Genomic DNA, 25,502 nt, shown 5'->3' on the forward strand with positions numbered 1-25,502 from the left:
GATGCCTGCCTGGTGGAGCCACTCCGGTGGCGGAGGTTTTGTTCTGAGTCAACGACCCGGCCGTGCCGGAGGTTTTCAAATGAGGCAACGATGATGGTTACGCGGAGGTTTTCTATGAGTCAACGCGCCCCCTTGAGACTCAGATCACGGCATCGTATGGTGAGAACACCTGTAGGAGGTGGTCACAATGACCGGAGTCAATGAAGATTTCTACCAGCCCCAGACCCACCCCGGCGACATCATCGAAGTCGAGGACGAAGAGACCGGTGAGATGGTCAAGCACGTGATCTATCTCGACGAGTTCGGCAACGGCACGAAGACGCGGCCGCTGACCGAGGAAGAGCTGAAGGACCGCGGCGAGGCCTGAGTCGCCCCTCGCCGAGGCGGACACGATCACCAGCGGGCGCGCACGGTCTCCGTGGGTCCGTCGACTTCGGTGAAGCCTGCGTCGACGACGCTGATCTGCTGCTCGTTCGCCGCCCAGGCTTCCTTCGTCGCGGTCTGCACGCGCAGACTGAATCCCGACTCACGCCAACGATCCCGCACATCGTCTGGCATCTGCTCGAACGCCAGCTGCGCGGCGTGACCGCTCTGGGCGGCGGCCTTCCCGGTCGTCAACGTGAGCGCGGGTGAGAGTTCGATCGTCACGACCGCCTCGGCGGCGGGGACGGAGCTCTCCCCTCCACCGGGGAATTCGGTGCCGCCGACCTGGAGTTTCTTCAGCTCGGGCGGCAGCGGCTCCACGGGTCCGGGCGCGAAGACGAACGCCTCGGCGGCGGCGAAATCATCCGTCCCGCCATGAGTCACCCCCACGCACCCCAGGGCCTGTGCGTCCTCGAGCTTCTTCCCGTCACCTCGGCGCACGACCTTGCGAATGGCACCATCACGCCAGTATTCGACTGCGTCGTGCCACTCACCTCCTTCGTGGGCGCGCGGGTCGTCAAGGAAGGTGACGACGGCTCGGGCGGTGGCCTCGAGGACGTCGATATGGCGGGCGATGGCGGTCTTCGACCGGCGCACGACGATCGGCAGTGACCATGGGACTTCGTGGTCGGTCTCGTGTCGGCGCATGTGTTCGGTGCGCATGGGTTCGGTCAAAGTACTCGCTCCTGGACGACGGTCGGAAGTCGGATGCTCCCCCCATCACAACGCCCCACAGCCGGCCGTATTCCCGTGGTCGCACCCGACTCGCCGAGGTGGCCCGCAATCGTCGAGGCAAGCCGCTGCCAGCGAGGCGATTGCTTGTCGGCCGGTCGGTCATCAGCGCCCGGTGCGTCCGTCGATGAGCTCGCGGAGGATGTCAGCATGTCCAGCATGGCGGCCGGTCTCCTCGATCATGTGGGTCAGCGCCCACCTCGCGCTGGGGCCGGTGCGGTCGCCTCGCGCACGAAGGACAGGCTTCGAGAGGTCCGTGCACCCGTCCAACACGGCATTCGCCCGACTCACAGTCTCGCGATATCGGGCGACGACGTCCTCGACGAGGTCGGTCTCTGAGCACCGGAACGTCGACTTCCAATCGGTGATCTTCTCACCCAAGAAGACGGTCTCTTCGACTCGCGTGAGGTGGTTGAGCAGGCCGAGCAGATTCGTTCCGGAAGGCACTTGAGCCGTACGCACGGCAGGTTCGGGAGCGGTTTCGACCTTGGCAGCGATCGACTCGCGCAGATAGTCGAGAAACCCGCGGAGCACGTCGATCTCTGTGTTGTCGGTCTTCGGAGGCGGAGTGTCACGGCGACGTCGCCGAGTCGTGGTTCCAGGCATATCATCCTCTTTCTCGTATGGTGCGGTGTCGCGGCCAGGGTTGCCGGGCGGAGGCAGGGCATCGCCTGATCGTGGGTTCCACGCTCCCACGGGCCATTGCAGAACCGTGAGATCTTTTGCAGAATTGCAAGTGATAACGCAGTTGTCGATGTGAGGAGCCGGTGATGGATGACAACGAAGTACTTGACACCCTTGGTCCGCGATTGCGCGGCTTCCGGCAGGCGTTCGGACTCAATCTTGCCCAACTGGCCGAGCGGAGCGGGCTGACCGCGAGCACCATCTCTCGACTCGAAAGGGGCCTGGTGCGTCCCGGCCTCGAGCAGCTGCTGCCCCTTGCCCGGGTCTACGGTCTGCCCTTGGATGAGCTGGTCGCCGCTCCCAGGGTGGGCGATCCGCGCGTCCACCTCAAACCCGTACGCAGACACGGTCTCACCTTCATCCCCCTCGGCGTCCCCACAGGCGGCCTGCAGGGCTACAAGGTCGTCTTCCCGCCGGGACCGCAGCCCGATCCTCCGAAGTTTCACACTCACCCCGGCCGCGAATGGTTCTATGTCCTCTCCGGCACACTCAACCTCACCCTGTCCGATCAGCGCACCGCCCTCGTCGCCGGCGAGGCCGCAGAGTTCGACACGATGACCCCGCACTGGATCGGCAACGCCGACGTCAATCGCCCCGCCGAGATCATCGCGCTCTACGGCACTCAGGGCGAGCGCGTCCACGTCACCGATGTGTGACCGGTGAGCGGATGAAATCGATGATCTCGGCACTGACTGCTTCAGGACTCTCCTCGGCGAGCCAGTGCCCCGAGTCGGGGACCTCCTCGGCCTTCCGCAGATCAGTCACCAACGATTCGAGGGTCGGCTGCGTCCCTGCCAAGGAGCCCTCCGCCGTCAGCAGCATCGTCGGAGCGGCAACCGGGTCTGCAGCGTCGTTGTCCCGCTCGTCCTGATCAAGTGACCTGTAGAGCTCGAATCCGGCGCGAAGCACCTCGGGGCGTGAGTACGTGCGGGTGTACTCATCGATCTCGGCATCCGAGAACGGAGCCTCGGTGCTCTCGCCGCCAAAGGCGGCTCCGTCATGGGCGACCTGTGCGTAGAACTCCTGCAGATATTCCCGGACGTCGCCCCGGTCGTCGACGAGCTTCTCGGGAATGCGCGGCCGGCTGTTGAAACTCATGTGCCAGGAGAACGTGCGATATGTCTCTGCCGGCAACACGTCGCTGCTGGGCAGCGGATAGTCCAGATGAACGTAGCTGCGCACGTCATCCGGATACCGGGAAGCATATTGGAATCCGACGCCCGCGCCGAGGTCGTGTGCGACGATATCCGCCTGCTCTCCATCGAGTTCAACCTCGAGCAGCTCGTGGACATAGCCGGAGAGGGTCTTCTTGTCGAATGCCTCCGGCGTACCCGAACTGTCACCGAATCCAGGCAGATCGATCGCATACACCGTGCGGTGTTCGGCGAGTTCCGGCATAATCTCCTTCCATGCGTACCAGGTCTGGGGCCATCCATGGATGAGCACAAGAGGCGGGCCGTCTCCTCCGACGACGTAATGCATGTTCACGTCGTCGACGTCGACGAATTCATGGCTGAACCGCTCGTTGAAGTCCGTATCGTTGCGGGTGGCCGCATCGTGCGTCCCGTTGACCGTGGAGACCGCCTCAAGGACTCCGCCACCTTGTGAAACGCTGTGGCCCAACGGGACACCGACCGCCGCCCCGATCACCAACCCCGCGCCGAGTGCCGCACCGACAAGTCTTCGCATCCGCCTCGGCGGCGTCTTCGTCTCAGTCATGCGATCAGTCTCGGCAACATAGGATCATTACTGCAATCAATTTTGCATAACTGCAAACCCGCGGCCCGGATATGACGCCCGGACCTACCGTTCGGAAGTGCCGGCCCGGACACGCCCACCCGGGCTCATCACCGGCGGCGCAGACGCGGATCGTTCAACGCAGGCGGAGCGGCGTTCTTCTCTGCGGGAGCGAGGTCGACTCCCGGCGGCACGATCTCGTCGACCGCGTCGAGCACTTCGGTCGACAGCACCACATCCGCAGCATCGAGCTGGGATTCGAGGTGGTCGAGCGTGCGCGGACCGATGAGCGCTGCCGTCACGGACCGGTGTGCAGTGACGAAGCCGAGAGCGAGCTGGATCAGCGTCAGCCCAGCTTCCTCGGCGAGTGCTGCCAACCGCTCGACCGCCTCGAGCTTCGCACGGTTCTCCGGCACCGTGAGATCGAAGCGCGATTGCATGAACGCTGACCGGCTGGTCGCGATCTCCCGACCGTCTCGGACGGCACCGGACAGCCACCCTGAGGCGAGTGGACTCCACACCAACACCCCGAGCCCGTAGTCACCTGTGACCGGCAGGACATCACCTTCGATTCCGCGCTGGAGGAGGGAGTAGTTCGGCTGCTCGGTTGAGTAGCGGCCGAGCCCCCGCTCCCGGGAGGTCCATTGCGCTTCCACGATTCGATAGGCAGGGAATGTGGAGCTGCCGAAGGCGCGGATCTTCCCGGCCCGCTGCAGATCGGTCAGGGCGGACAGCGTTTCCTCGTCGCTGGTCGCAGGGTCCCACCGATGGATCTGATAGAGGTCCACGTGGTCGGTTCTGAGCCTGCGCAGGCTTTCGTCGAGCGCCTTGACCAACCAGCGACGTGAGCTTCCACGGTGGTTGCGCTCCTCCCCCATGGGCAGACCCGCCTTCGTCGCAAGGACGACATCGTCGCGACGAGCTCCCAGCGCCTTGCCGATCATCGTTTCGGACTCTCCGCCGCTGTAGACGTCGGCGGTGTCGATGAGGTTGACACCGGCATCGAGGGCGGAGCCGACGATCGACTCGATGTCCTTCTGCTCGGTCCGGCCGATCTGGCCGAAGTTCATGGCCCCGAGTGCGAGTGTGCTGACCTGGACTCCGGTGCGTCCGAGTGTGCGGTATTCCATGACGGAACTTCCTTCCGGCGGCCTGTCCGCCATTCAGTGTCTGCGCCTCCTCTGGCATGATGGAAGCGGAGCATCGCTCCGTATTCACTATACGGAGCGCTGTTCCGCTTAGCAATGGTTATGAGAGGAGATTCTGTGACCGACCGAGATGAGCGACCCGCCCGCGCAAAGCGCGCGGACGCCAAGCGCAACGAGACGGTGCTGTTAGAAGCTGCCGCCGCTGTCTTCGTGGAATCGGGCGTCGATGCCCCGGTACGCGAGATCGCGGCAAGAGCGCAGGTCGGCATGGGCACGATCTATCGCCATTTCCCCACTCGAGCCGACCTCATCGTGGCCGTCTATCGCCATCAGGTCGACGCCTGTGCCGAGGCGGGTCCGAGACTGCTCACCGAGCGCATCTCACCGCATGCGGCGTTGAGCCGATGGGTCGAGCTCTTCGTGGACTTCCTCGTCACCAAACACGGGCTCGCCGCCGCCCTGGGCAGCGACCAAGCCGGTTTCGCAAGTCTCCACGCCTATTTCATCGACCGCCTCGTCCCCGTCTGCGAACAGATCCTCGACGCCGCGATCGCCGCAGGTGAGATCAGGAAGGATGTCGGTGGGTATGAGCTGCTGCGCGGCATCGGCAATCTCTGCATCTTCGCCGACGACGACGCGGACTATGATGCACACCGCCTCGCCGGCCTGCTTGTCGCCGGGCTGCGAACGTGAACGACTCGGCCACATCCCACGATCTCGCCCAGGCGCTTCTCGCGACGATTCCCGATGACATCGTCGCGTCGATGTCGGTGCAGATGAGGCACGTGCTCGCGATCCAGGCCATGCGTGCCGAATTCTGCCGGGAAACCGGCGACGAGGCCGTTCGAACCGCCTCCGCGCACTCGGATACGCCCCTCCGCTTCGTGCGGAGCCGCGCCGAATACCACGCCGAGCGCGCCATGTGGAACGAAGGCGGCCCCATCATGGCACGCACCGACGATCGACACATCCGCGCCGCCGGCGTCGACGTTCCGATCCGCATCCATCGCCCCACCGCCGAGGCAGTCCTGCCCGGAATCGTCTTCCTCCACGGCGGCGGGTTCACCGTCGGTGACCTCGACACGCATGATCGGATCATGCGGGTCCTCGCCGAGGCGGCCGGCAGCGCCGTCATCGGCGTCGACTATTCGCTCTCCCCCGAAGCGACATTCCCGCAGGCACTCCACGAATGCGCGTCCATCATCGATCACCTCGCCAGGCACGGTGACGAGCACGGCATTGACGGCGGGCGACTGGCTCTCGCGGGTGACTCGGCCGGGGCCGGACTGACGTTGGGCGCAGCACTGCTCTTGCGCGACGAGCCGGAAGTCGTGGCGGCAGCACCGGCGGGCTTCACCTCTCTGCGCGCCCTCATCTCGATCTACGGCGGTCACGGACTCGCCGATTCAGCCAGCCGCAGGCTCTTCGGCGGCGACTGGGACGGAATGGGAGCCAACGACCTGGGCAACCTCATGGACGACTACTTCGCCGAACCTCAGGATGCGCAGTCACCCTACGTCGCACACATGACCGCCGATCTGTCCGGCCTGCCTCCGGTGTTCGTCGCCGCGGCCGGACTCGACCCCCTGCGCGACGACAGCCGCCGCCTGGCCGAGACACTTGAGCGGGCCGGCAATGATGTGACATTCGAGGAGCACCCACACGTCCTGCACTCATTCCTCCACTTCGGACGTGTGCTCGACGACACGACCACCGTGCTGCACCACGCCGCCGAGTTCGCTTCCACCCAGCTGAGCTGAGGCGCCGCGTCCACTCCTGTGTCGACGCCGTCCGGCCCTGAAACGCACCGGACAAGGTCCCTCCGGTCAGCCCGCATCGAGGAAAATCCGAAGAAGCACTAAAACAGAATCTGTACGGTGTGCCGATGACCAGAATGCGACGTTGGCCCTACACCTTTGCCATGGCGCTCTCCCTGCTCGTCGGAGCGGCCGCCGTGGTCTCATCCCTCTACCTCGATCTCCCGCTGAAGGACCCCGACGGCTTCCTCGGACCTTCATACATCCGCCTGCCCCTGCTGGCTCTGGGGTTCATCGGCGGCGGGCTGATCGTCGAGGCGGTGAGACGAAGTGGGTGGCGGAACCTGCCCACCACTGTCGTCGACGTCGTCAAGAAGGAATGGAACACCCACCGTCTGCTGTGCATCGGCACCGGACTGCTGAGCTTCTACGTCTGCTACGTCGCCTATCGAAATCTCAAGAGCGTGCTGCCGGTCTATCGCGACGGCGTCCTCTTCGATCGACAGCTGTTCCGCCTCGACAATTGGCTGAGCGGCGGAAGCACCCCGTCGCTGATCCTGCACGATCTCCTCGGCACGGGCATCGCGGCGAACTTCCTCTCCATCGCCTACCTCGCCTATCTTCCGCTCATCCCGATTAGCCTCGGCGCATTCCTCGTCCTCAGCCGCAACCACGCCATCGGAGCCTGGTACGCGACGACGTTGTGCCTCAATTGGGTGCTCGGCACCATCAGCTACTACCTCCTGCCATCGGTCGGACCGGCATTCAGCCACCCCGAGGCCTACCGGGCGCTGCCTGACACCGGAGTCAGTCAGCTCCAGGAGTCCCTCTTCGACACTCGTCTCGACTATCTCAGCAATCCGATCGGAAGCGACTCCATCCAGGGTGTCGCCGCGTTCGCGTCCCTCCATGTCTCCGTCACCTTCGCCGCCGCGCTGTTCGTGACGCTGACGAAGCAGAAACGCGCCGTCCGGGCGTTCACCTGGATCTTCTTCGGCGTGACGGTCGTGGCCACGCTCTACTTCGGCTGGCACTACATCCTCGACGACATCGCGGGCATCGGCATCGGCTGGGCATCGGTGACGCTCGCCGCATGGGTCACCGGGCAGCATAGAGCACGCCGAGCCCTGGTCGCCTCGGCACATGAGCAGGCGGACGCCACCATCACCGTCGCCGAACCTGAGCCTGAACCCTCCGCCGCACTCGACGTCGTCCCGGAGCCGGCACCCGAACTGTCACCCGTCGATGAGGGGCTCGGGCGTCCGGCCTAGGTACGCTGACGCCGCCCTGCTCACCGACGGATTCTGCTCACGACCCGACGGGCGCTATACTGAAAGTACTTGCGAACCCGTTTTCGGGTTCCCTGCGTCGTCAGGACGCCTCGTCTCTGCAGCTGGGTGAGATCACCCGCGCATGTTTCCGAAGCCGTTTTCTCTCGGCGATCGAGAGCGCCGACAGCGCTCATTCCATGACCGGAAGCGGCTGCCTGCCATCAATCCACGGCACCGGCACGCCCTCCGGCACGTCGAAGGGCCATCCCATCACTACGTCACAGACACGCACCACCCGCACCAAGAAGACCACCCAGGCACCGACCTCGTTCGCCGAGCTCGGTGTTCCCCAGAAGCTCGTCGACTCCCTCAATCGCGAGGGCAAGACCTCTGCCTTCCCGATTCAGCAGGACACTCTGCCGGACACCCTGGCCGGCCGCGATGTGCTCGGCCGCGGAAAGACCGGGTCCGGCAAGACGCTCGCGTTCTCCATTCCACTCGTGACTCGTCTCGTTGAGTCAGGAACGGGTGCACAGAAGTTCCGTCAGCCCCGCGGACTCGTCCTCGCCCCAACTCGTGAGCTCGCCACCCAGATCACCGAGGTCATCGACCCGCTGGCCAAGGCCGTGGGCTTAAGGACGACGACGATCTTCGGCGGAGTCAAGCAGCGTCGCCAGGAGGATGCACTGCGCTCCGGCGTCGACATCGTGGTGGCCTGCCCCGGCCGCCTCGAGGACCTGCTCAACCAGGGTGTCCTCACGCTCGAGCACATCGAGGTCACCATCCTCGACGAAGCCGACCACATGGCCGACCTCGGTTTCCTGCCCGGCGTCACCCGCATCCTCAAGCAGACCCCCGCAGAGGGGCAGCGGATGTTCTTCTCCGCCACCCTGGACAACGACGTCGACAAGCTCGTGCGTCGCTTCCTGCACAACGAGGTCCTCCACTCCGTCGACGAGGCGACCTCGCACGTGTCGGCCATGACCCACCACGTGTTCGAGGTCTCGGTCGATGACAAGAATGCACTGGTCCACAAGCTCGCTTCGGGCACGGGCCGCCGCATCCTCTTCACCCGCACGAAGCACCGGGCCAAGCGCTTCGCCCGCCAGCTCACCGCCGCCGGCATCCCCGCCGTCGACCTCCACGGCAACCTGTCCCAAGGCGCCCGCGACCGCAACCTCGCCGCGTTCACCAATGGTGATGCGAAGGTGCTCGTGGCCACGGACATCGCCGCCCGCGGAGTCCACGTCGACTCTGTCGAGCTCGTCGTCCACGTCGATCCCCCGACCGAGCACAAGGCCTACCTGCACCGTTCCGGTCGCACCGCTCGTGCCGGCAGTGCTGGCGACGTCGTCACCGTGATGACGCCCGATGAACGCAAGGACACCCAGGTTCTGCTCCGCAAGGCCGCCATCAAAGCGACACCGAAGAAGGTCACCGCAGAATCCCCCGAGGTGACCGACCTCGTCGGTGAGATCGCCGGGTACGTCGAACCTCAGCCGAAGGAACCGGCACAGCCGCGGAAGAAAACCGAACCGGCGACCTCCAATGGTCGTTCATCCCGCCGTCGCCGAGGTGGCCGTGGCGGACGCGGTGGAAGCTCGGGCCGCGATGGCGCCGGCAATGGCGCCACCGACCGCAGCCGTGAGAACTCAGGCAGCACCGGTGGCGGTCGCAATGGCGAGTCCCGTCGCGGCGAGGGCAGCGGCCGCGGCAGGGGAACCGGGCACAGCGGCGAGGGCAATCGTCGTCGCGACAACTCCCGCGGAGGCCGTTCCGGCAATGGTCGATCGGGCGGCCAGCGGTCGGGTGACTCCAGCCGTCAGCCGAGCAGCCGCCGCACTTCGGATTCCCGTGGCACGAGCCCCGAGACCCGTCGCCGCAATCGCACCCGCTCCGGAGGCTCGCAGCAGGTCTACTCGACCAGCAGCTGAGTCGGCGAAAGCCTGACGGCTCGCTCTGGGAATTCTCCTCACGGCACACATCACACGGGCGTCGGCCCTGCCGAGTGATCTCCGCGAATGCGCTTGGCGACCACCTCGGCGCTGATGAGGCACATCGGCACGCCGATTCCCGGCGCGGTCGTCGCACCGGCATAGTAGAGTCCGTCCACGCGCCGTGACTGGTTCTGCATCCGCAGGAATGCGCTCTGACGAAGCGTGTGCGCCGGCCCGAGCATTCCGCCCTTCCAAGAGTGGAAGTCCCAGGCGAAATCGGCCGGTCCGAGCGTCTTTCGGAGCTTGATCCGGGAGTGCAGATCATCGATCCCCGCCCACAGTCCGATGCGCTCAATCGCGGCATCGACCGCAGCCTCCACGCTGGGAGACCCTTCGCCGTCCGATCCCCCGCTGCCGATCGCCACGTCCGCCGGGACCGGGATGAGAACGAAGAGATTCTCTTTCCCGTCCGGCGCGACTTCGGGGTCAGTGGCGCTGGGTTTGCACACGTAGAGCGACGCCGGCTCGGGGATCTTCTGCTTGGTACCGAAGATCGCCTGCAGGTTCGCCTCCCACTCATCGGTGAAGAACAGCGAGTGATGACCGAGCTCGGGCAGGGTCCCGTCGACGCCGAGCATCGCGATGATCGCCCCGGGACCGCTCTCGACGCTCGACCACGCCGATTCGGGATAGCTGCGCAACCGCGACGGAAGCAGCTCGGTCTCCGTGTGGTGCAGGTCGGCCGCAGAGACGACGAGATCGGCCAGTTCGACATGCGATCGCCCCTCGGCATCGGTCCAGCGGACGCCGCTGACAGTCGTTCGACTGCCGCGCTTGATAGCGGCGCGGCCACCACTCTGTTGCGTCATCACCTCGGTCACCTCCGCCCCGGTGACGACCGAGACCCCGGCCGCGCAAGCCAGTGCTTCCACGCGCTCGACCACGGCCCAGAACCCGCCCATCGGATAGAAGACCCCCTGGTCCAGATCGAAGGCACTCAACAGATGATAGATCGCAGGAGCACGATTGGGATCGGTGCCGAGGAACACCGCCGGGTACGTCAGAATCCGCCGCAGAATCGGTTCTCTGAACCGCCTGTCCACGAATGCGGCAAGAGGCCGCAACAGCAGTCCGGCAAACAGCGGCAGCGACCGGAGAACATCCTGCCCAGCCATCGAAGCCAACCGGGTGAAGGGGTTGTAGAGGAACCGACTGCGAGCGACGTCGGCGGTCGCGCCCGCCGATCGCACGTACTTCCGCACCGCGCTGCCTGCGCCGGGTTCGATGCTCTCGAACAGTTCGACGACCGCGTCTACACCGTGCGGCACAGTCACCCGGCGCGGCCCGGTCACATCATCAGGTTCGGAGAAGACCTGATATCCGGGGTCGAGGAGCCTCAGATCCAACTGCTCGTCCGTACTCGTTCCCAGCAGCGCGAAGAAATGGTCGTAGACCTCCCGCATGAGGAACCATGAAGGCCCGGTATCGAACCGGAACCCCTGATCTTCGACACTGCCGGCCCTCCCGCCGAGGCGGTCCCCGCGCTCGAGGACGGTCACCTCTTGACCGTCGCGGGCCAGGAGCGCCGAGGTGGCGAGTCCGGCGATTCCCCCGCCGATGACGATCACTCGGCTCACCGCAATGACCCCCTCCGCACCTCATACATCGTCCGGAGGACGAGTGCCGCCTTGCGTGGGCCGGCCACGCGGATCCGTTGTCGCGGAAGCTCGGCGGCAGGCACCGCAGCCAGTCTGTCGGTCAGTTCCGAGAACAATTGCAGCGCGCTCAGTACCGCCAAGCGAGCGTCGCCGGGCAGGAGCGGAATCGTCTGCGCGGCAGCATCGAGCTGATCGCGGATCGCGTCGATCCACTGCTCCTGTGCCTCATCGTCGACCGTGCCCGTCTCGCTGAGGTAGCTGCGTCCCAGACGCTGAGTGTCATCGCCGAGGTCGCGCAGGAAGTTGACGTTCTGGAAGGCCGCACCGAGGCTGCGCGCACCGCGGACCAGCCGTCGTTCGTCCTCAGGTGTGCAGCTCTCATCACGGATGAAGACCCGCAGGCACATGAGGCCCACGACCTCTGCGGACCCGTAGACGTAGTCGGCATGGTCTGCGGGTCCGAAGCTCACCGGATCGGCTGCCTCGGTGATCTTGGGATCTGCCGGAGTCAGCTGCAGGTCAGTGCGCATGGAAGCGAAGAATGGGCGGGTCAGTTCGGCACCGATCTCGGCCGCGCGTGCGGTGCGGGCGTAGGCGTGGATGATGGGGTTGCTGCTGTATCCCAGACGCATTCCGCTTTCGGTCTCGGATTCGAGCTGGTCGAGCATCCGCCGCTGTTGGTCGGCGTCGACCCCTGCCTCGGCCGCCACCCCGTCGACGAGTTCGTCCGCGACCCGGACCAGCGCGTAGATGTTGCGCACATGGTCCCGGTGTCGGGGGGCCGAGCAGTCGCGTCGCCAGGCCGAAGGACGTCGAATACGCTCCGATGACCGATTTCGCGACCCGGTCGGATACGGAGGAATAGCGCCCGAGGGGACCCATTCGGTCCACGCCGTGCCTCATGATCGCCTTCCGTCGAGGGTCTCGATGAGGTCGTCGATGAGCATCACCATGTCCGGCCCGAGGAGGTCCGGTTCGGTGAAGACGAGGTCCCGCGCGTTCACGGAGAGTTCGACGATGAGCGCCCGAATGTCATTCTCCGCACCGCTCTCGGTCAGCAATGACCGCACCGCTGCGCCCTCGGCGGCGCTGAGGTCGCCGGCGCCGAAATGCGGTTCGATGAGCGGCCAGGCTGTGCTTCGTCGGGCGATGGCGATGACCGCTGTCTCCTTGCCCTCGCGCAGGTCGGAATACGGGTCCTTGCCGTGGTCGTCGGGTTCGCCGAAGACCGACAGGAGATCGTCCTGCAGCTGGTAGGCCAGCCCCAGAAGATCACCGACCTGTCCGAGGAGGGCTTCGACCTCGGGTCCGCGTCCGGAGAGGATCGCAGCAGACCGCAAGGGCAGTTCGAAGGAGTACGTCGCCGTCTTCTGCCGGCTCATCTCCACGACCTCGGCCAGTTCGGGACGAACACGACCGGCGCTGAGTGCGACATCGGTCAGCTCTCCCGACACCGATTCCAGCACCGCCTGATCGAGCGCCTCGAGAAGCCGCTGCCCCGCCTCACCCGGTGTCGCTTCGCGGAAGAAGATCTGATGAGCGGTCGACAGCAAGAGGTCTCCGACCAGAGTCGCCGTGCTGCGCGCGGCATGCAGCCGTGACGCGGAACCGCCGTCGTCCTCCTCCCACTCCTCGAGCAGGAGGGCGATGAAGTTCGGGCGTCCGCGGCGCATGAGGTCACGGTCGATGACATCGTCATGGAGGAGGAAGGCGAAATGAAGCAGCTCGATCGCGGCCGCGATGCGCACCGCTGGGCCTCTCGCCTCGGCGTTGCGCTGCTCGGAGCCAGTTAGTGCGTCAACGGCTCCGACGAGCAGCCGCGGTCGCAGCAGCTTGCCGCCGAGAACACAGCGCGAGGCCAGGTCCCATGCGTGCGCCGCCGCAGAACCGAGTGGCGCCAAGCGATCCGCTCTGGAGTCCAGTGCGCGTCTGACTTCGGACTCGATGTCGGTGGTAATGGAGGGGCCGAACGCGACGCCCGTGGCAGTGGTCATCGATGAGTCCTTCGTTCGAGTTTCAGTAGCCTCAACGATATACTACACTTTGGGTTAATATATACAGAAGGTTATTCTTGTGCACTCGAGGGGGAAGCATCAGTAAGATGGCGATATGGCGTCACCGGAGGTCGCGGACAGTCACGACCCGATCACAGCGAACATGTACACCGGCTCAGAACACAGCTTCCCCGGTGACCTTGTGGACTCTTCCGACCTGTCGAACGCTGACCGCGAGCAGATCGCTCAGCTCATGAACTCCCTGGCCCGGCTGCGCGAGGCCGAACGCACTCTCTCCGACGCTTCACGGAAGTTCATGCACTTGAGCGAACAGGACATGCGTGCCCTGCACTACCTCATCGCCGCGAAACGGCAGGGCGCAGTGGTGACCCCGAAGATGCTCTCAACACACATGAGCATGTCGGCCGCCTCGGTGACGAAGCTGATCAACCGCCTGGAGCGCGAAGGGCACGTGATCAGGGCTCTCCATCCCAGCGACCGCCGGGCCTATGCCATCACGGTCACCGAGGAGACAGCTCGCTCGGCACGAGAGACCGTCGGTCGTTCGCAGGCCCGACGGATCTACGCGGCCGCCCGGCTGACCAGCCGCGAACGCGATGCCGTCATCCGCTTCCTCGACGGAATGTCCGACGAGTTGTCCCTGAGCAATGCCGAATGGGCGAACCAACCGTGACTCCGGCTCCTCGGGCGCATCGATGCTCGGGGGTGCGTGGGCGCAAGGCCCGACGCGACGACGAGCCGACCGCTCCTCCCGTCGAGACCGTCACGATTCGCAAGGCCACCGAAACCGGCAATTCCGCCGAGGTGGCCGGACCTCAGCGCGACATGTCCGGAACTGAGCGCGGCATGTGGAGGATCCGTTCCTTCCACGCGGCCCGGCAGGTGTTGCGCGCCCGCGGACGTTCGACGCAGGCGGGCTTCACCGCGGAGAAGATCCCTCGCGGCCTCTTCCGCGCCCACCCCATCCTCATCTCCGACGGCCCGGACCATAACCGGCAGCGCAGGGAGGTCGCCCGGTTCTTCGCCCCTGCTGTCATCGCCGACCGGTACGGTGAGCGCATCGCCGACTCCGCGCAGAAGATCGTCGACGAGGCCGTGGTCACCGGTCGGTGCCGGCTCGACGAGGCGGCTCTGCACTTCACCGTGGACGTGACGTCGCAGGTGGTCGGCCTCACCGAGTCCGATACCGACAGCATGGCTGCACGGCTCGTGGCCTTCTTCCGTCAGCCTCCGGTCGACCTCGCCGCAGAGAATTGGGGACGGACGAAACGCCAATGGGTGCAGGCCGCGGTCAACGGCATCGTGCCGCTCCTGCGCTTCTTCGCCCACGATGTGCGCCCGGCCATCCGCACTCATCGGCGCCGCCACCGTGGTGATGTCATCTCCCATCTGCTCGATTCCGGGCACAGCACCGGTGACATCCTCGTCGAGTGCCTGACCTACGGCACCGCGGGGATGGTCACGACCCGCGAGTTCATCGCAATGGCATGCTGGCATCTGCTCGAGGACGAGGAACTCCGGCAGGATTACCTCACGGCCGAGCAGCCTCGGCGGCTGTCCATCCTCGAAGAGATCATCCGGCTCGAACCCGTCGTCGGTCATCTCTATCGTCGCGCCACCTCGGCGATCGACATCGGCGATGACCGCACTGCCATCACGGCCGGCGACCTCATCGATGTCTGCGTCCGTGAGGCCAACGTCGATCCCGATGTCTACGGTGCCGACGCCGAGGCGCTCTGCCCGCATCGGAGCGGATCCGTCCCTGCCGCGGGCCTGAGTTTCGGCGACGGCGCCCACGCCTGCCCCGGCAAGCCGTTGGCTCTGTTCGAGACCGACGCCCTGCTCCACCGGCTCCTCGCCTGCGAGCCCCGGCTGCTCACCGAGCCCACCATCGACTGGGACGACCTCATCGAGGGATACCGGATCCGCGACTTCGATCTCGGATTCTTCGTCACCGCTCGTCCCGCCCGTGTACCTGGCCCGGCTCCCACACCCCGCCCGGCGAGCAGCGGCGAGCCTGCCGAGAAGGCGCAACCATGATCGGCGCGTGGGACGGCTTCGGCCACTGGGATTATCTCGCCCTCATGGGTGCGTGCGTGCTCATCACGCTGCCGCTCGAATTCGTGTTCTCGGCACGCGTGTACCGCCGGCTGCCGCTTCTGCTCAAGGCCCTGCTGCCTGTTGTCGTCGTCTTCGCCGTCTGGGACATCGTCGCCATCGCCCGTGATCACTGGACCTACGATCCGCGGTTCGGCACCGGCATCGACCTCGGGGTCCTGCCGCTCGAGGAGCTCGTCTTCTTCCTCGTCATCCCGGTTTGCGCGCTGCTCAGCTACGAGGCGGTCGGCACCGTGATCGGTTGGGCCAACCGCTACGCCGTTCACCGGGCGAACGCGAGTCACGGGACGACGTCCACCGACCGGGCCAAGCCCGACCCCCACCCACCGGAGGGAGGGGACACCCGATGATCCCTGAGTACACCGTGTGGACCGTCATCGGCATGCTCGTGGTCATCGGGCTCGAGCTCTTCGTCATCCGCAGCGGCATCTTCCGCCGCGCGCAGTACTGGGCGGCGCTGGCCATCTGCCTGGGATTCCAGTGCCTCGTCGACGGGTGGCTGACGAAACTGTCCGACCCGATCGTCATCTACAACCCGGACATGTTCCTCGGCATCCGCTTCCCCTTCGACATCCCCATCGAGGACTTCGGGTTCGGCTTCGCCATGATCACCGCGGTGCTCATGCTCTGGCAGCGCAACCTCAACCGACGCCCCGAGGAGGCTCCGTGACCCCGCACGATCCCCACGCCGTCCGCATCCCCGCCGCGCCCGGACGTGACCGTCTCCTGCGGCCGAAGACCGTGACGGTCATCGGCGGCGGCATCGCCGGCCTGTCGGCTGCTGTGATCCTGGCCGAACGCGGATCCGAGGTCACGATCGTCGAATCCGGGCACCGCCTCGGCGGGCGTGTCAGAGCGTGGCCGCTGGGCGATGGACGGACGATGAGCCGGGGATTCCACGCATTCTTCCGGCAGTACTACAACCTGCGCGACCTGCTCGCCCGCACCGACCCTGACCTCGATCGTCTCCGACCGATCCCCGATTATCCGCTCACCCGCCGAGGTGGTCCCACCGATTCCTTCGCCTCGATTCCGCGCATTCCCCCGTTCAATCTTCTGGGCTTCGTCCTCGCCAGCCCCACGTTCCCTCTGCGTGGGCTCTTAGATGTCGACCTGCGCACTGCCTTAGAGCTCATCGATGTCGATTTCCCGGACTCGTTCTCCTTCTATGACGGGGAGTCGGCGGCGGCTTTCCTCGATCGCCTCCGTTTTCCCGAGCAGGCGCGCGACCTCGCCCTCGAGGTGTTCGCGCGGTCGTTCTTCGCCGATCCGTGCAAGTTCTCCGCCGGCGAGCTCGTCCCGATGTTCCACACCTACTTCGCCGGTTCGGCTGAGGGGCTGCTCTTCGACGTTCCCGATGATGACTATGACACTGCTTTGTGGGCGCCGCTGGGGCGGTATCTGCAGAATCTGGGCGTGCGCATCGAGACCGGCACGGAGGCGCGCGCGATCTCACGCTCGTCCCGCGGCTGGAGTGTCGAGACGACGGCCGGGGACATCGGCTCCGATGCCCTCGTCCTCGCAGCCGATCCGGCAGGAACGAGGCGGCTCATCGCCACGCTCGGGGCGCATGCCGACGGTATGGATGCCGGCGGCGTCTCGCAGAGCTCGAGGCCCGCCCGGGGTTCGAGATCCGCACAAGAGTGCACGCCGAGCAGTTCGGGAGCTGATCATGAGCGAATGCAGGCCTGGTTCGACCGGGTTGAGGCAGGGCGCAACGCTCCATCCTTCGCCGTGCTGCGACTGTGGTTCGCCGAAGCGGTCTCGGCTGAGCGGCCGGCATTCTTGGGCACGAGCGGCTTCGATCTGCTCGACAACGTGTCCGTGCTCGAACGCTTCGAGGCCGGTGCCGCCCGGTGGACAAACGATCATGCCGGATCCGTGGTCGAACTCCACGCCTATGCCCTGACCGACCCTCCGTCCGAGGACGAGCTCATCGAACGACTGCTCGCGGACCTGCACGACGTATATCCGGAGACGCAGCACTTCGAGATCCTCCACCACGAACTCCTCATCGAGTCCGACTGCGGGCTCACCGACACCCGTCCCTGGGGCAAGCGCCCCGGGGTGACTACTCCACTGCCTGGCCTTGTCCTCGCCGGTGACCACATTCGGTGCGAACTGCCCGTGGCGCTCATGGAGCGGGCGGCGACCACCGGCTACCTCGCCGCCAACGAACTGCTGGCCGACTGGCGGGTCGAGGGTACTCCGATCTGGTCACCGTCACGGCAGGGCATGCTGCGCCGCGGACTCCTGGGCCGTCTGCGACAGCATCGCGGACCTGAGGGCCCGATGGGGCGTGACCCGCTTGGCAGCCAGCGCCGGCCGAAGAAGGAGTCGAGCCGATGAGCGACGACGCTGCTCAACCTGCTGACCATGACCAACTCACCCTGGTCTGGTTCCGCGACGACCTGCGCGTTGACGACCACGAAGCACTGACGGCAGCCCGCACCGACGGTCAGGTCATCGGCATCTGGATCAGAGAGCAGCGTGACGCCGACGGCCTCGGTCCTCGGCCGCTTGGCGCGGCCGCCCGCTGGTGGGCACACGAATCCCTCCGTGCTCTGGGGACCGAACTCGATGGGCTCGGTATCCCGTTGCTTTTCGCCGCTGGACCTGCCGCAGACATCATCCCGCAGGCCGCCGCGGAGCTGGGTGTCGATGCCGTCCGCTGGTCGCGTCGCTATGCGCCGGCCTCCCGTGCCCTCGACGCAAAGATCAAGACGCTGCTCACCGATGCCGGGTGTGCCGCGCACTCCAATCCCGGGGCACTGCTCGTCGAACCGTGGACCGTCAGCCCTCAAAGCGGTGACTTCTATAAGGTCTTCACCCCGTTCTTCAACGCTGTGCGCGACCGCAAGGTCGGAGATGTCCTCCCGGTCCCGGCCAAGCAGCCGCCGCTGCCCGAAGCTCGCCTGGCAGCGATGGACGACCACGATTGGGTGAGCGACCTCGACGGTCTCGGCCTCCGCGACGGCACCGGCCATCGCAACGAAAGCGGCACCGATTCAGGCGGCACAGACATGGGCACCGACGGCACCACCTCGGCGAGGGTTCCGCAATGGTGGAAGTCGACCGTGGCACAGCATTGGTCGCCTGGCTGCCGGGAAGCCCAACGACAACTGCAGGGCCTGGGTGAGAGCATCGACGGCTACGGCGACTCGCATGATGTCCCGGGCGATCCCGACAGCACGTCGGCGCTGTCGCCGCGGCTGCGGTTCGGTGAGCTCTCTCCCAGACAGGCCCTGGCGGCGGCACTGGATCTGCCGGACATCAGTGACGACGACAGGTACGCGTGGATCAGGCAGCTCTACTGGCGGGAGTTCTCCTGGCACCTGACCTATCACCTGCCCCACATCGAGACTGAACCGATGCGCTCGGAGTTCGCACGGTTCCCCTATGAGGACGATCCCGAGGCGCTGAAGCATTGGCAGAACGGGACGACGGGGATCCCACTCGTCGATGCAGGCATGGCGCAGCTGTGGCAGGCCGGGTGGATGCACAACCGGGTGCGGATGGCCACCGCGAGCTTCCTGACGAAGAATCTGCTCATCCACTGGTGGCACGGTGAGCAGTGGTTCTGGGACACCCTCGTCGATGCCGATGAAGCCAACAACCCGGTCTCATGGCAGTGGGTCGCAGGGTGCGGAGCCGACGCCGCCCCGTACTTCCGGATCTTCAACCCCGAACGACAACGGGAACGCTTCGATCCGCACGGCGAATACGTGAACCGGTGGCTGGGACAGGGACCGGGCGGCCTCACCCAAGCGGAGCGGGCCGGCGAGGACTGCGAGCCGATCGTCGACCTCAAGGCCTCGCGGCAGGCGGCACTGGCGGCCTATGACCGGATGAAGGCCGAATCGGACTGAACTCGACGACGTGCCTCGGCGGTTCTCCACCCGTTCGCCAGACGTCTCGCCGGGCACGCCTGCACAAACTCAGCCGACGAGCGCCCGGACGGCGAAGTAGAGCACCGACGGTGCCATGAGCAGGCCCAGACCGGTGTAGAAGGTCGACGTCATCGCTCCATAGGGGACGAGTCGTTTGTCCGTGGCCGCCAGGCCGGCGGTGACACCGCTCGTGGTGCCGAGCAGACCGCCGAAGACGATCGCCGACCGTGGGTTGTTCAGACCGATGGACTTCGCGATGAACGGTGTGACAACCATTGTCAGTACCGACTTGACCAGACCGGCACCGACGCTCAGCGCGATCACACCGCTGCCCGCGCCCAGGGCTGCCCCGGTGACCGGGCCGACGATGTAGGTGGCAGTACCGGCACCGATGGTCGTCAGCTCGACCGGATCACGGTAGCCGAAGAACCAGGCAATGACGGCACCGATGACGAAGGAGAGCACAACACCGAGCACCAACGCGATGATGCCGCCCAGCCCGGACTTCTTCATCTCGTCGAAGCTGGCTCCGAAGCCGGTGGCGACGATCGCGAGGTTCACGAGCATGCCTCCGCCCATGAGCCCGACTCCGGAGAACAGGGTGAGGTCGGCGAGGCCGTCTTCACCACCCGTGGCGACCCCACCGAAGTAGGCGAGTACAAGGCCGATGATGATGGCGATCGCTGAGGCCTGGAACTTACCTCTCGTGAGGACTTTCGAGATGACTACGGACACCGCGACGACGGCGCCGACCAGAGCGAAGGCAACGATGAGGTCGTTGTCCCGTAGGGTCGAGAGCAGGGCGTCCATCAGTTCTCCTCAGCGAAGACTGCGACCGGCTCGTCGACGCCCGGCGTCTTCACGCGGGCGAGCACCGGCACGAGGGCGAAGCTGATAATGACCGCCACAAGTCCGGCGACGAGCGCGACAGGACCCGCGGTGACAGCCCCGACGACATTCTGCGTAGCTGCCATGGCCACCACGATGGGGATGTACATGGCCGACCAGAATGAGATTCCCGAGGAGGTCTCGGGTTTGAGCCGACCGTGTCGCGCCAGCATATTCGTCGACAGAATGAGCAGAATCATGGCAATACCGACTCCGCCGACATTCGCATCGACACCGAGCACATCGCCCAGCAGATTGCCGATGAAAGTGCCGATGAGCAGGCTGCCAGAGAGCAGAGCAACACCGAGGATGACCACGGGAAGAGACCTCCTTGTCAGAAGCTGTGTTCGACTCGCTGGAACTGAGCCTCGACCAGCTTAGTTGACCGACAAGAGCCCTTGACGACAGGGGTGGTTAGTTCAACGTTCGCGGGCGTACGCTGAGTGCTCATCCGCGCTCAACAGCGAAAGCCGGAGCATCATGTCGACCATGCACATGGCAGAATCGAAGCATGTCCATCGTCAACCGTGGGCCGACACTGACCCAACAGACTACCGAGCAGCTGCGTCAAGCAATCATCAAAGGTGACCTGCCCGCGGGAAGCCTTCATTCGGCGACGGCGCTCGGCGAATGGCTCGGAGTCTCACGCACTCCGGTCAGGGAAGCTACCGCCGAACTCGCGCGTCTAGGGCTCGTCGCCATCGAGCCGAATCGCGGCATCCGCGTCCTCGAGACCAACATCGAATCCCTCATCGACGGCTTCGAACTGCGGCTCATCATCGAAGTTCCGCTCGCCCGCAAAGCCGCCCTCAACCCTGATGACAACGCACGGCAGAAGCTGTCCTCCCACTTCTCAGCATTCGAAGAGGCAGCCGACAGCGACGACGCCGAGGCGACACTGCGAGCCGATCGCGATTTTCACTCCGCAATCCTGGAGATGGCCGGCAACGCTCGCGCAATCGAAGTCCTGCAGGAACAACGGAACATGGTTCTGCAGACGGGCGTGGGAACCGTGCCGACGAGCCGAACATGCCGAGACTGCTTCGACGACCACGTCGACGTCTTCAACGCAATCATGGTCTCCGACCCGGAAGCAGCCGCAACGGCTATGCAGCGGCACATACGCAACACCGCCGACCTGCTGATCAAGCAGGAGACACGACAGCGACCCGAGTTCGGCGAGCAGGACCTCACAGCGCGTCTGTCCTGGCTGACCGCCTGACTCAAGCCCAGTTCTGCGAGAGCCGCGCCGGCGCCTCACCGACAAAGCCTCAAGCACCCCACCCCCGTCGCGCTCGACCACCGGGCAGATCATGTAGTTGCATGCAACATGTAACGTAGTTTACGCTGACTTCAGCGAGGCTGTGGTCAGGGTCTCCCCTGCAGTCGCAGGACATCTGGACACACCGCTGCCCCAACGAGGAGGAAGCAGACGATGACAGCAGAGAACCGGCACGACGGACACACATTCGCCGTGATCGGAGCCGGGATCAACGGCACCGCGGTCGCCCGAGAGATCACGCGCAGATTCCCCGATGCCGTGGTCACAATCTTCGAGAAATCCGATCGTGTGGCGGCCCACCAATCCGGTCACAACTCCGGTGTGGTCCATGCCGGTCTCTACTACGAACCGGGCAGCCTGAAGGCTCGACTGTGCCGTCGCGGAGTCCACCTGCTGCACGACTACGCGCGATCCAATCAGCTCCCTTTCGAAGAGTGCGGAAAGATCGTCGTCGCTCTCACCCCCGAAGAAGAGGAGCGCCTGCACGATATCCATGAACGCGCTGTGGCCAACGGGGTGCCCGATGTCGAGCTCATCGGCCCCGACCGGATTCGTGAGATCGAGCCGAACTCAGTCGGACGTCTCGCCCTGCACTCACCTCACACGGCAATCACCGACTACGCGGCGATCGCCCGGTCGTTCGCCGAGGATGTCGAGGCTGCCGGGGGCACGATCCACCTCAACGCCGAGGTCGTCGACATGAATGTGCAAGCCCACGGGTGCACGATCACCTCCGAGCGCGGCACCGACCGACACGTCGAAACCTTCGACTTCGTCATCGCCTGCGCCGGACTCCAATCCGACAGGGTCGCAAAGATGGCCGGCGGAGCGACTCATCCCACTATCGTGCCGTTCTTCGGTCAGTATTCCCAGCTGGCACCCGAACATCGCACCATTCTCAATGGACTCGTCTACCCGGTGCCTGACCCTGCATACCCGTTCCTCGGGGTGCACCTGACGAAGCGCGTCGATGGAGAGATGCTCGTCGGGCCCAATGCATTCCTGTCGTTCGGCAGAGAGAATTACTCGGGACGGAAGATCGGCATCAAGGACAGCCTCACGGTCGCTGCCGACCCTGCATTCTGGAAGTTCGCAGCGGGGAACATGAAGGCCGCGGTCCGCGAGTTCGCCGCCGTGGTCTCTCGGAAGAAGTTCCTGGCAGGCGCTGCCGAATACGTGCCTTCACTCAAGGGAGCGGTCTCGAAGCCGATCCCCCGCGGCATCCGGGCTCAGGCAATGGATGCCGATGGCGGTCTCGTCGATGACTTCGTCATCGAGCAGCAGGACCGAGCAACCCTCATCCGCAATGCCCCGTCCCCCGGGGCCACCTCATCGATGGCGATCGCCGAACACATCGTCGACGTCGTCACGAACACCCACGACCTCCTCCCATCCTCACCGGAATCGACACCAAAGGACGACTGACGCTCATGAGCTCCATTCGCAACGACGCGAGTACCGACCCCCGGCGGTACCGCGATGAAACTCCTCACGACGAGAAGAAGCGGCTGCGCAAGGTCGCGGTCGCGACCATCGTCGGCACCACCGTCGAGTGGTACGACTTCTACCTCTACGCCACGATGGCCTCGATCGTGTTCGGCAAGGTCTTCTTCCCTGAGGGCGACAGCCAAGTGGCGACTCTGTCGGCTTTCGCGACTTTCGCGGTCGGCTTCATCGCCCGACCGATCGGCGGCATCGTCTTCGGCCACCTCGGTGACAGATTGGGGCGCCGCAAAGTCCTCGTCATCACCTTCGCGCTCATGGGTGTGTCGACTTTCTGCATCGGCCTGCTCCCCACGTATGCCACCATCGGTGCGTGGGCGCCGATTCTGTTGGTGGTGCTGCGCGTCTTCCAAGGCATGGGCGCTGGAGCCGAATACGCGTCAGCTGCGGTCAACGCCTACGAACACGCGCAGGCCGGAAGACGCGGGCGTCAGGGTTCCTGGCCTGCTCTCGGACTCAACATCGGCCTCGTCCTGTCTTCTGCGACGGTCTTCCTCCTCACCCTGCGCAACGACGAATTCCTCATGGCCGGCGGATGGAGGATTCCGTTCATCGTCTCCATCGGGCTCGTCGGAGTGGGAATGTGGATCCGATCATCTCTGCCCGAATCTCCGGAATTCGAGCAGAAGGTCGAAGAGAAGATCGAGAATGATGAGAAGCGCGCGCCGAGATTCTTCGACGTATTCATCCACCACTGGCAGCCGTTGCTCGTCGTCTTCGTCATCGCCATCGGCTACAACGCTCTCAGCTACGTGTTCAAGACCTTCTCACTGGCCTACCTCGACGAATTCCAGGGCGTCTCGGCCAACGTCACCTCCGGGGCCGTCATGGTCGCAGGCATAGTGGCCATCGTCACCGTCCCGATCTTCGGCGAACTGTGCGATCGCCTCGGCTCAAAGATGGTGATCATGGCAGGCGGTGCCTTGTCCATGGTGTTCGCGTTCATCTTCCTCGCCCTGCTCCAGGACTCGGGCACATTCATGGTCTATCTCGCGATTGCGATCGGCACCGGCGTCCTGGCTCCGATGATGTTCTCTGCCCAGGGGTCGTTCCTGTCGAGGCAGTTCCCACCGGAATCCAGGTCGGCCGGTGTCGGCACGGCACGCGAGATCGGCACTGCGGTGGCCGGTGGTCTGGCCCCTCTCGGCGCTCTGTCCCTCGTGGTCTCGTCGCCGACGAACTCCACCGCTGGAGTCGGCTGGGTTCTCGTGGCTGCAGGTCTGCTGGTCGTCGTCGGAGCTCTGGCCGACCAAGGCAAGCGCTACACAACCGAACGGAACTGAGTCCGACCGCGACACCGGCCAACGCGGTCCGACACCGTCCCATCAGCCACATGCTCGCCCGTTGCAACGGGTGGGCATGTGGCTGATCGAGGATCTGTGGTCACGACGCAGTCGGCTCGAGCGCGCCGCGGTGCGCATCCGGCGTATCGCCTCGGCGATGGCGTAGGCTTCGCCGCCCGTTAATCTATGTCAACGGTGATAGCGCCTCGCGAAATGATTGGGAGGTTCAATGGAGTGCCAAACACCTTCGCAGTGATGGTGGCGATTCCTTCACGCAGATAGGGCAGCACAGCCATCACGGCCACTTCATTGACGAACTGCTTGATGACGCGGCTGCTGGGTGCGATTCCATCTTCGATGACATATTCACCCGCGACGCTGACCACGGCCTCACCGGCTGGAGCTTGGGTCATGCCCCTGAGACGAACACCGAATCTGTCAGAGTCTTCGTTGATCTGCACTTCGATGGAGATATCACCGTCAGCGCCGCCTCGATCAGAGTCGAAACGACGGGCGGAGACTTCGTGGAACTGCACAGAGTCGAGTCGAACTCGGTCGATGAACTCGCGAAGACCGCTCAGCTCTGATTCCGCATCATCCATCGCTGATCAACCTGCCAGTCCGACATCGGACTGCTTCACAGTTCGCCACTGCCGCACCACCGGCAGCGTCGCAGCAGCGGCCGGCGGTTCCACCGGTAGGGACGTCTTCTTCGCAGTCTCCCACCTGCGGCGCGTTGCCAACCATGCTGATTGCCCGTGATCCCTGTGAACCCGATGCTCATACATCGCCCCGAGAGCATTCGCGTACCGACGCATAGTCGATGCTTTCGGATCAGAGTCGTAGCGTTCTAACTTGTGGATCGCTTGTTGCGAGACACCCATGATCTCAGCGACATCCTTTTGAGACAGACCCGACTCCTGTCGGGTTCGGATCAGAGCGGCCTTGAGCTCGCGGTCCTCTCGGGCCAGCACTTTCGCCCGCGCCTTCACAAACTCAGGTTCGAGCGTCGACATAACGTCCTCCTAGGGGATACCCATAAAGTCCATACTACCGAAACAACCTTTAGGTTGTTAAGACGCTTACGGTATTTAGAGCCAGTACTCCGGCGCACCGAGGCGGTCACCCGCAGCAGTCGTCGATCAACCGCGAAATCATTGTCTCCCCCGGGACAGA

General features: G+C 64.9%; 26 protein-coding genes. 15 read left to right on the plus strand and 11 right to left on the minus strand.

Annotated features, from left to right (window positions below; all coding sequences use genetic code 11):
• Positions 1 to 187 precede the first annotated feature (187 nt).
• Positions 188 to 367, plus strand: a complete 180-nt coding sequence (locus tag EB835_RS15680) for a hypothetical protein (RefSeq protein WP_135810392.1) — start codon at positions 188 to 190, stop codon at positions 365 to 367.
• 26 nt (positions 368 to 393) lie between these two features.
• Here the strand turns inward: EB835_RS15680 and EB835_RS15685 are convergent, their stop codons facing one another.
• Positions 394 to 1,098, minus strand: coding sequence for a peptidyl-tRNA hydrolase (locus tag EB835_RS15685; protein ID WP_346763157.1), 705 nt, complete (start codon positions 1,096 to 1,098; stop codon positions 394 to 396).
• Between the two features lie 162 nt (positions 1,099 to 1,260).
• Complete coding sequence (locus tag EB835_RS15690) at positions 1,261 to 1,761, minus strand: DinB family protein (RefSeq protein ID WP_135810393.1); 501 nt, start codon at positions 1,759 to 1,761, stop codon at positions 1,261 to 1,263.
• A gap of 164 nt (positions 1,762 to 1,925) precedes the next feature.
• Here EB835_RS15690 and EB835_RS15695 point away from each other — a divergent pair, with 164 nt between their 5' ends.
• Positions 1,926 to 2,495: a cupin domain-containing protein gene (locus tag EB835_RS15695; RefSeq protein ID WP_135810394.1), complete on the plus strand. Its 570-nt coding sequence runs from the start codon at positions 1,926 to 1,928 to the stop codon at positions 2,493 to 2,495.
• Here the strand turns inward: EB835_RS15695 and EB835_RS15700 are convergent.
• Together EB835_RS15700 and EB835_RS15705 are read right to left on the minus strand one after the other, a co-directional pair.
• Positions 2,482 to 3,558 (minus strand): alpha/beta fold hydrolase, encoded by a 1,077-nt coding sequence (locus tag EB835_RS15700; RefSeq protein WP_205749958.1) that lies wholly within the window; start codon positions 3,556 to 3,558, stop codon positions 2,482 to 2,484. The genes EB835_RS15695 and EB835_RS15700 overlap by 14 nt on opposite strands.
• A 128-nt stretch (positions 3,559 to 3,686) precedes the next feature.
• Positions 3,687 to 4,706 (minus strand): aldo/keto reductase, encoded by a 1,020-nt coding sequence (locus tag EB835_RS15705; protein ID WP_135810395.1) that lies wholly within the window; start codon positions 4,704 to 4,706, stop codon positions 3,687 to 3,689.
• A 135-nt stretch (positions 4,707 to 4,841) separates the two neighbouring features.
• Here EB835_RS15705 and EB835_RS15710 point away from each other — a divergent pair, with 135 nt between their 5' ends.
• The 4 genes from EB835_RS15710 (at position 4,842) to EB835_RS15725 (ending at position 9,686) form a co-directional block, all read left to right on the plus strand.
• Entirely contained in the window at positions 4,842 to 5,417 is a 576-nt protein-coding gene (locus EB835_RS15710) for a TetR/AcrR family transcriptional regulator (RefSeq protein ID WP_135810396.1), read from the plus strand.
• Entirely contained in the window at positions 5,414 to 6,484 is a 1,071-nt protein-coding gene (locus EB835_RS15715) for an alpha/beta hydrolase fold domain-containing protein (protein ID WP_240688786.1), read from the plus strand. The genes EB835_RS15710 and EB835_RS15715 overlap by 4 nt, the downstream gene beginning before the upstream one ends.
• A 125-nt stretch (positions 6,485 to 6,609) precedes the next feature.
• A complete protein-coding gene (locus tag EB835_RS15720; protein ID WP_240688787.1) occupies positions 6,610 to 7,752 on the plus strand; it encodes a phosphatase PAP2 family protein in 1,143 nt (380 codons plus the stop codon).
• A gap of 197 nt (positions 7,753 to 7,949) precedes the next feature.
• A complete protein-coding gene (locus EB835_RS15725) occupies positions 7,950 to 9,686 on the plus strand; it encodes a DEAD/DEAH box helicase (RefSeq protein WP_135810397.1) in 1,737 nt (578 codons plus the stop codon).
• A gap of 50 nt (positions 9,687 to 9,736) precedes the next feature.
• On the opposite strand, the gene crtI is transcribed toward EB835_RS15725, so the two are convergent.
• The 3 genes from crtI to EB835_RS15740 all read right to left on the minus strand — a co-directional run bounded on the left by crtI (position 9,737) and on the right by EB835_RS15740 (position 13,341).
• Positions 9,737 to 11,326 carry a phytoene desaturase family protein gene (crtI, locus tag EB835_RS15730; protein ID WP_135810398.1) on the minus strand — a complete coding sequence of 530 codons (1,590 nt, stop codon included), beginning with the start codon at positions 11,324 to 11,326 and terminating at the stop codon, positions 9,737 to 9,739.
• Positions 11,323 to 12,108 carry a phytoene/squalene synthase family protein gene (locus EB835_RS15735; RefSeq protein ID WP_240688788.1) on the minus strand — a complete coding sequence of 262 codons (786 nt, stop codon included), beginning with the start codon at positions 12,106 to 12,108 and terminating at the stop codon, positions 11,323 to 11,325. Before EB835_RS15735 ends, crtI begins: the two co-directional genes overlap by 4 nt.
• Positions 12,109 to 12,246: 138 nt before the next feature.
• Complete coding sequence (locus tag EB835_RS15740) at positions 12,247 to 13,341, minus strand: polyprenyl synthetase family protein (protein WP_135810399.1); 1,095 nt, start codon at positions 13,339 to 13,341, stop codon at positions 12,247 to 12,249.
• Between the two features lie 115 nt (positions 13,342 to 13,456).
• Here EB835_RS15740 and EB835_RS15745 point away from each other — a divergent pair, with 115 nt between their 5' ends.
• The 6 genes from EB835_RS15745 to EB835_RS15770 are packed head-to-tail and all read left to right on the plus strand — an operon-like array spanning position 13,457 to position 19,349.
• Positions 13,457 to 14,035 carry a MarR family winged helix-turn-helix transcriptional regulator gene (locus tag EB835_RS15745; protein ID WP_135810400.1) on the plus strand — a complete coding sequence of 193 codons (579 nt, stop codon included), beginning with the start codon at positions 13,457 to 13,459 and terminating at the stop codon, positions 14,033 to 14,035.
• On the plus strand, positions 14,017 to 15,402 hold the full coding sequence (locus EB835_RS15750; protein ID WP_240688789.1) for a cytochrome P450: 1,386 nt from the start codon (positions 14,017 to 14,019) through the stop codon (positions 15,400 to 15,402). The genes EB835_RS15745 and EB835_RS15750 overlap by 19 nt, the downstream gene beginning before the upstream one ends.
• Complete coding sequence (locus EB835_RS15755) at positions 15,399 to 15,830, plus strand: lycopene cyclase domain-containing protein (RefSeq protein ID WP_135810401.1); 432 nt, start codon at positions 15,399 to 15,401, stop codon at positions 15,828 to 15,830. Before EB835_RS15750 ends, EB835_RS15755 begins: the two co-directional genes overlap by 4 nt.
• Positions 15,827 to 16,150: a lycopene cyclase domain-containing protein gene (locus EB835_RS15760; RefSeq protein WP_135810402.1), complete on the plus strand. Its 324-nt coding sequence runs from the start codon at positions 15,827 to 15,829 to the stop codon at positions 16,148 to 16,150. The genes EB835_RS15755 and EB835_RS15760 overlap by 4 nt, the downstream gene beginning before the upstream one ends.
• The gene (locus EB835_RS15765) at positions 16,147 to 17,829 is read left to right on the plus strand and encodes an FAD-dependent oxidoreductase (RefSeq protein WP_168216757.1); all 1,683 of its coding nucleotides are present in this window, start codon (positions 16,147 to 16,149) and stop codon (positions 17,827 to 17,829) included. The genes EB835_RS15760 and EB835_RS15765 overlap by 4 nt, the downstream gene beginning before the upstream one ends.
• Positions 17,826 to 19,349: a cryptochrome/photolyase family protein gene (locus EB835_RS15770; protein ID WP_135810403.1), complete on the plus strand. Its 1,524-nt coding sequence runs from the start codon at positions 17,826 to 17,828 to the stop codon at positions 19,347 to 19,349. Before EB835_RS15765 ends, EB835_RS15770 begins: the two co-directional genes overlap by 4 nt.
• 69 nt (positions 19,350 to 19,418) lie before the next feature.
• Here EB835_RS15770 and madM read toward each other — a convergent pair whose 3' ends face one another.
• Together madM and madL are read right to left on the minus strand one after the other, a co-directional pair.
• Positions 19,419 to 20,180, minus strand: a complete 762-nt coding sequence (madM, locus tag EB835_RS15775; protein WP_135810404.1) for a malonate transporter subunit MadM — start codon at positions 20,178 to 20,180, stop codon at positions 19,419 to 19,421.
• The gene (gene madL, locus EB835_RS15780) at positions 20,180 to 20,575 is read right to left on the minus strand and encodes a malonate transporter subunit MadL (protein ID WP_135810405.1); all 396 of its coding nucleotides are present in this window, start codon (positions 20,573 to 20,575) and stop codon (positions 20,180 to 20,182) included. The genes madM and madL overlap by 1 nt, the downstream gene beginning before the upstream one ends.
• Positions 20,576 to 20,769: 194 nt before the next feature.
• Here madL and EB835_RS15785 point away from each other — a divergent pair, with 194 nt between their 5' ends.
• The 3 genes from EB835_RS15785 to EB835_RS15795 all read left to right on the plus strand — a co-directional run bounded on the left by EB835_RS15785 (position 20,770) and on the right by EB835_RS15795 (position 24,326).
• On the plus strand, positions 20,770 to 21,480 hold the full coding sequence (locus EB835_RS15785) for a GntR family transcriptional regulator (protein ID WP_135810406.1): 711 nt from the start codon (positions 20,770 to 20,772) through the stop codon (positions 21,478 to 21,480).
• A 213-nt stretch (positions 21,481 to 21,693) separates the two neighbouring features.
• A complete protein-coding gene (gene lhgO, locus EB835_RS15790) occupies positions 21,694 to 22,965 on the plus strand; it encodes an L-2-hydroxyglutarate oxidase (protein WP_135810407.1) in 1,272 nt (423 codons plus the stop codon).
• A gap of 5 nt (positions 22,966 to 22,970) precedes the next feature.
• Positions 22,971 to 24,326, plus strand: a complete 1,356-nt coding sequence (locus tag EB835_RS15795; protein WP_135810408.1) for an MFS transporter — start codon at positions 22,971 to 22,973, stop codon at positions 24,324 to 24,326.
• A 179-nt stretch (positions 24,327 to 24,505) separates the two neighbouring features.
• Here the strand turns inward: EB835_RS15795 and EB835_RS15800 are convergent, their stop codons facing one another.
• Positions 24,506 to 24,928: a hypothetical protein gene (locus tag EB835_RS15800; protein ID WP_135810409.1), complete on the minus strand. Its 423-nt coding sequence runs from the start codon at positions 24,926 to 24,928 to the stop codon at positions 24,506 to 24,508.
• Between the two features lie 6 nt (positions 24,929 to 24,934).
• Positions 24,935 to 25,342: a helix-turn-helix domain-containing protein gene (locus EB835_RS15805; RefSeq protein WP_135810410.1), complete on the minus strand. Its 408-nt coding sequence runs from the start codon at positions 25,340 to 25,342 to the stop codon at positions 24,935 to 24,937.
• Positions 25,343 to 25,502: the final 160 nt, after the last annotated feature.

The sequence above is a fragment of the Brevibacterium sp. S22 genome (assembly GCF_004745485.1).
Taxonomy (GTDB): Bacteria; Actinomycetota; Actinomycetes; order Actinomycetales; family Brevibacteriaceae; genus Brevibacterium.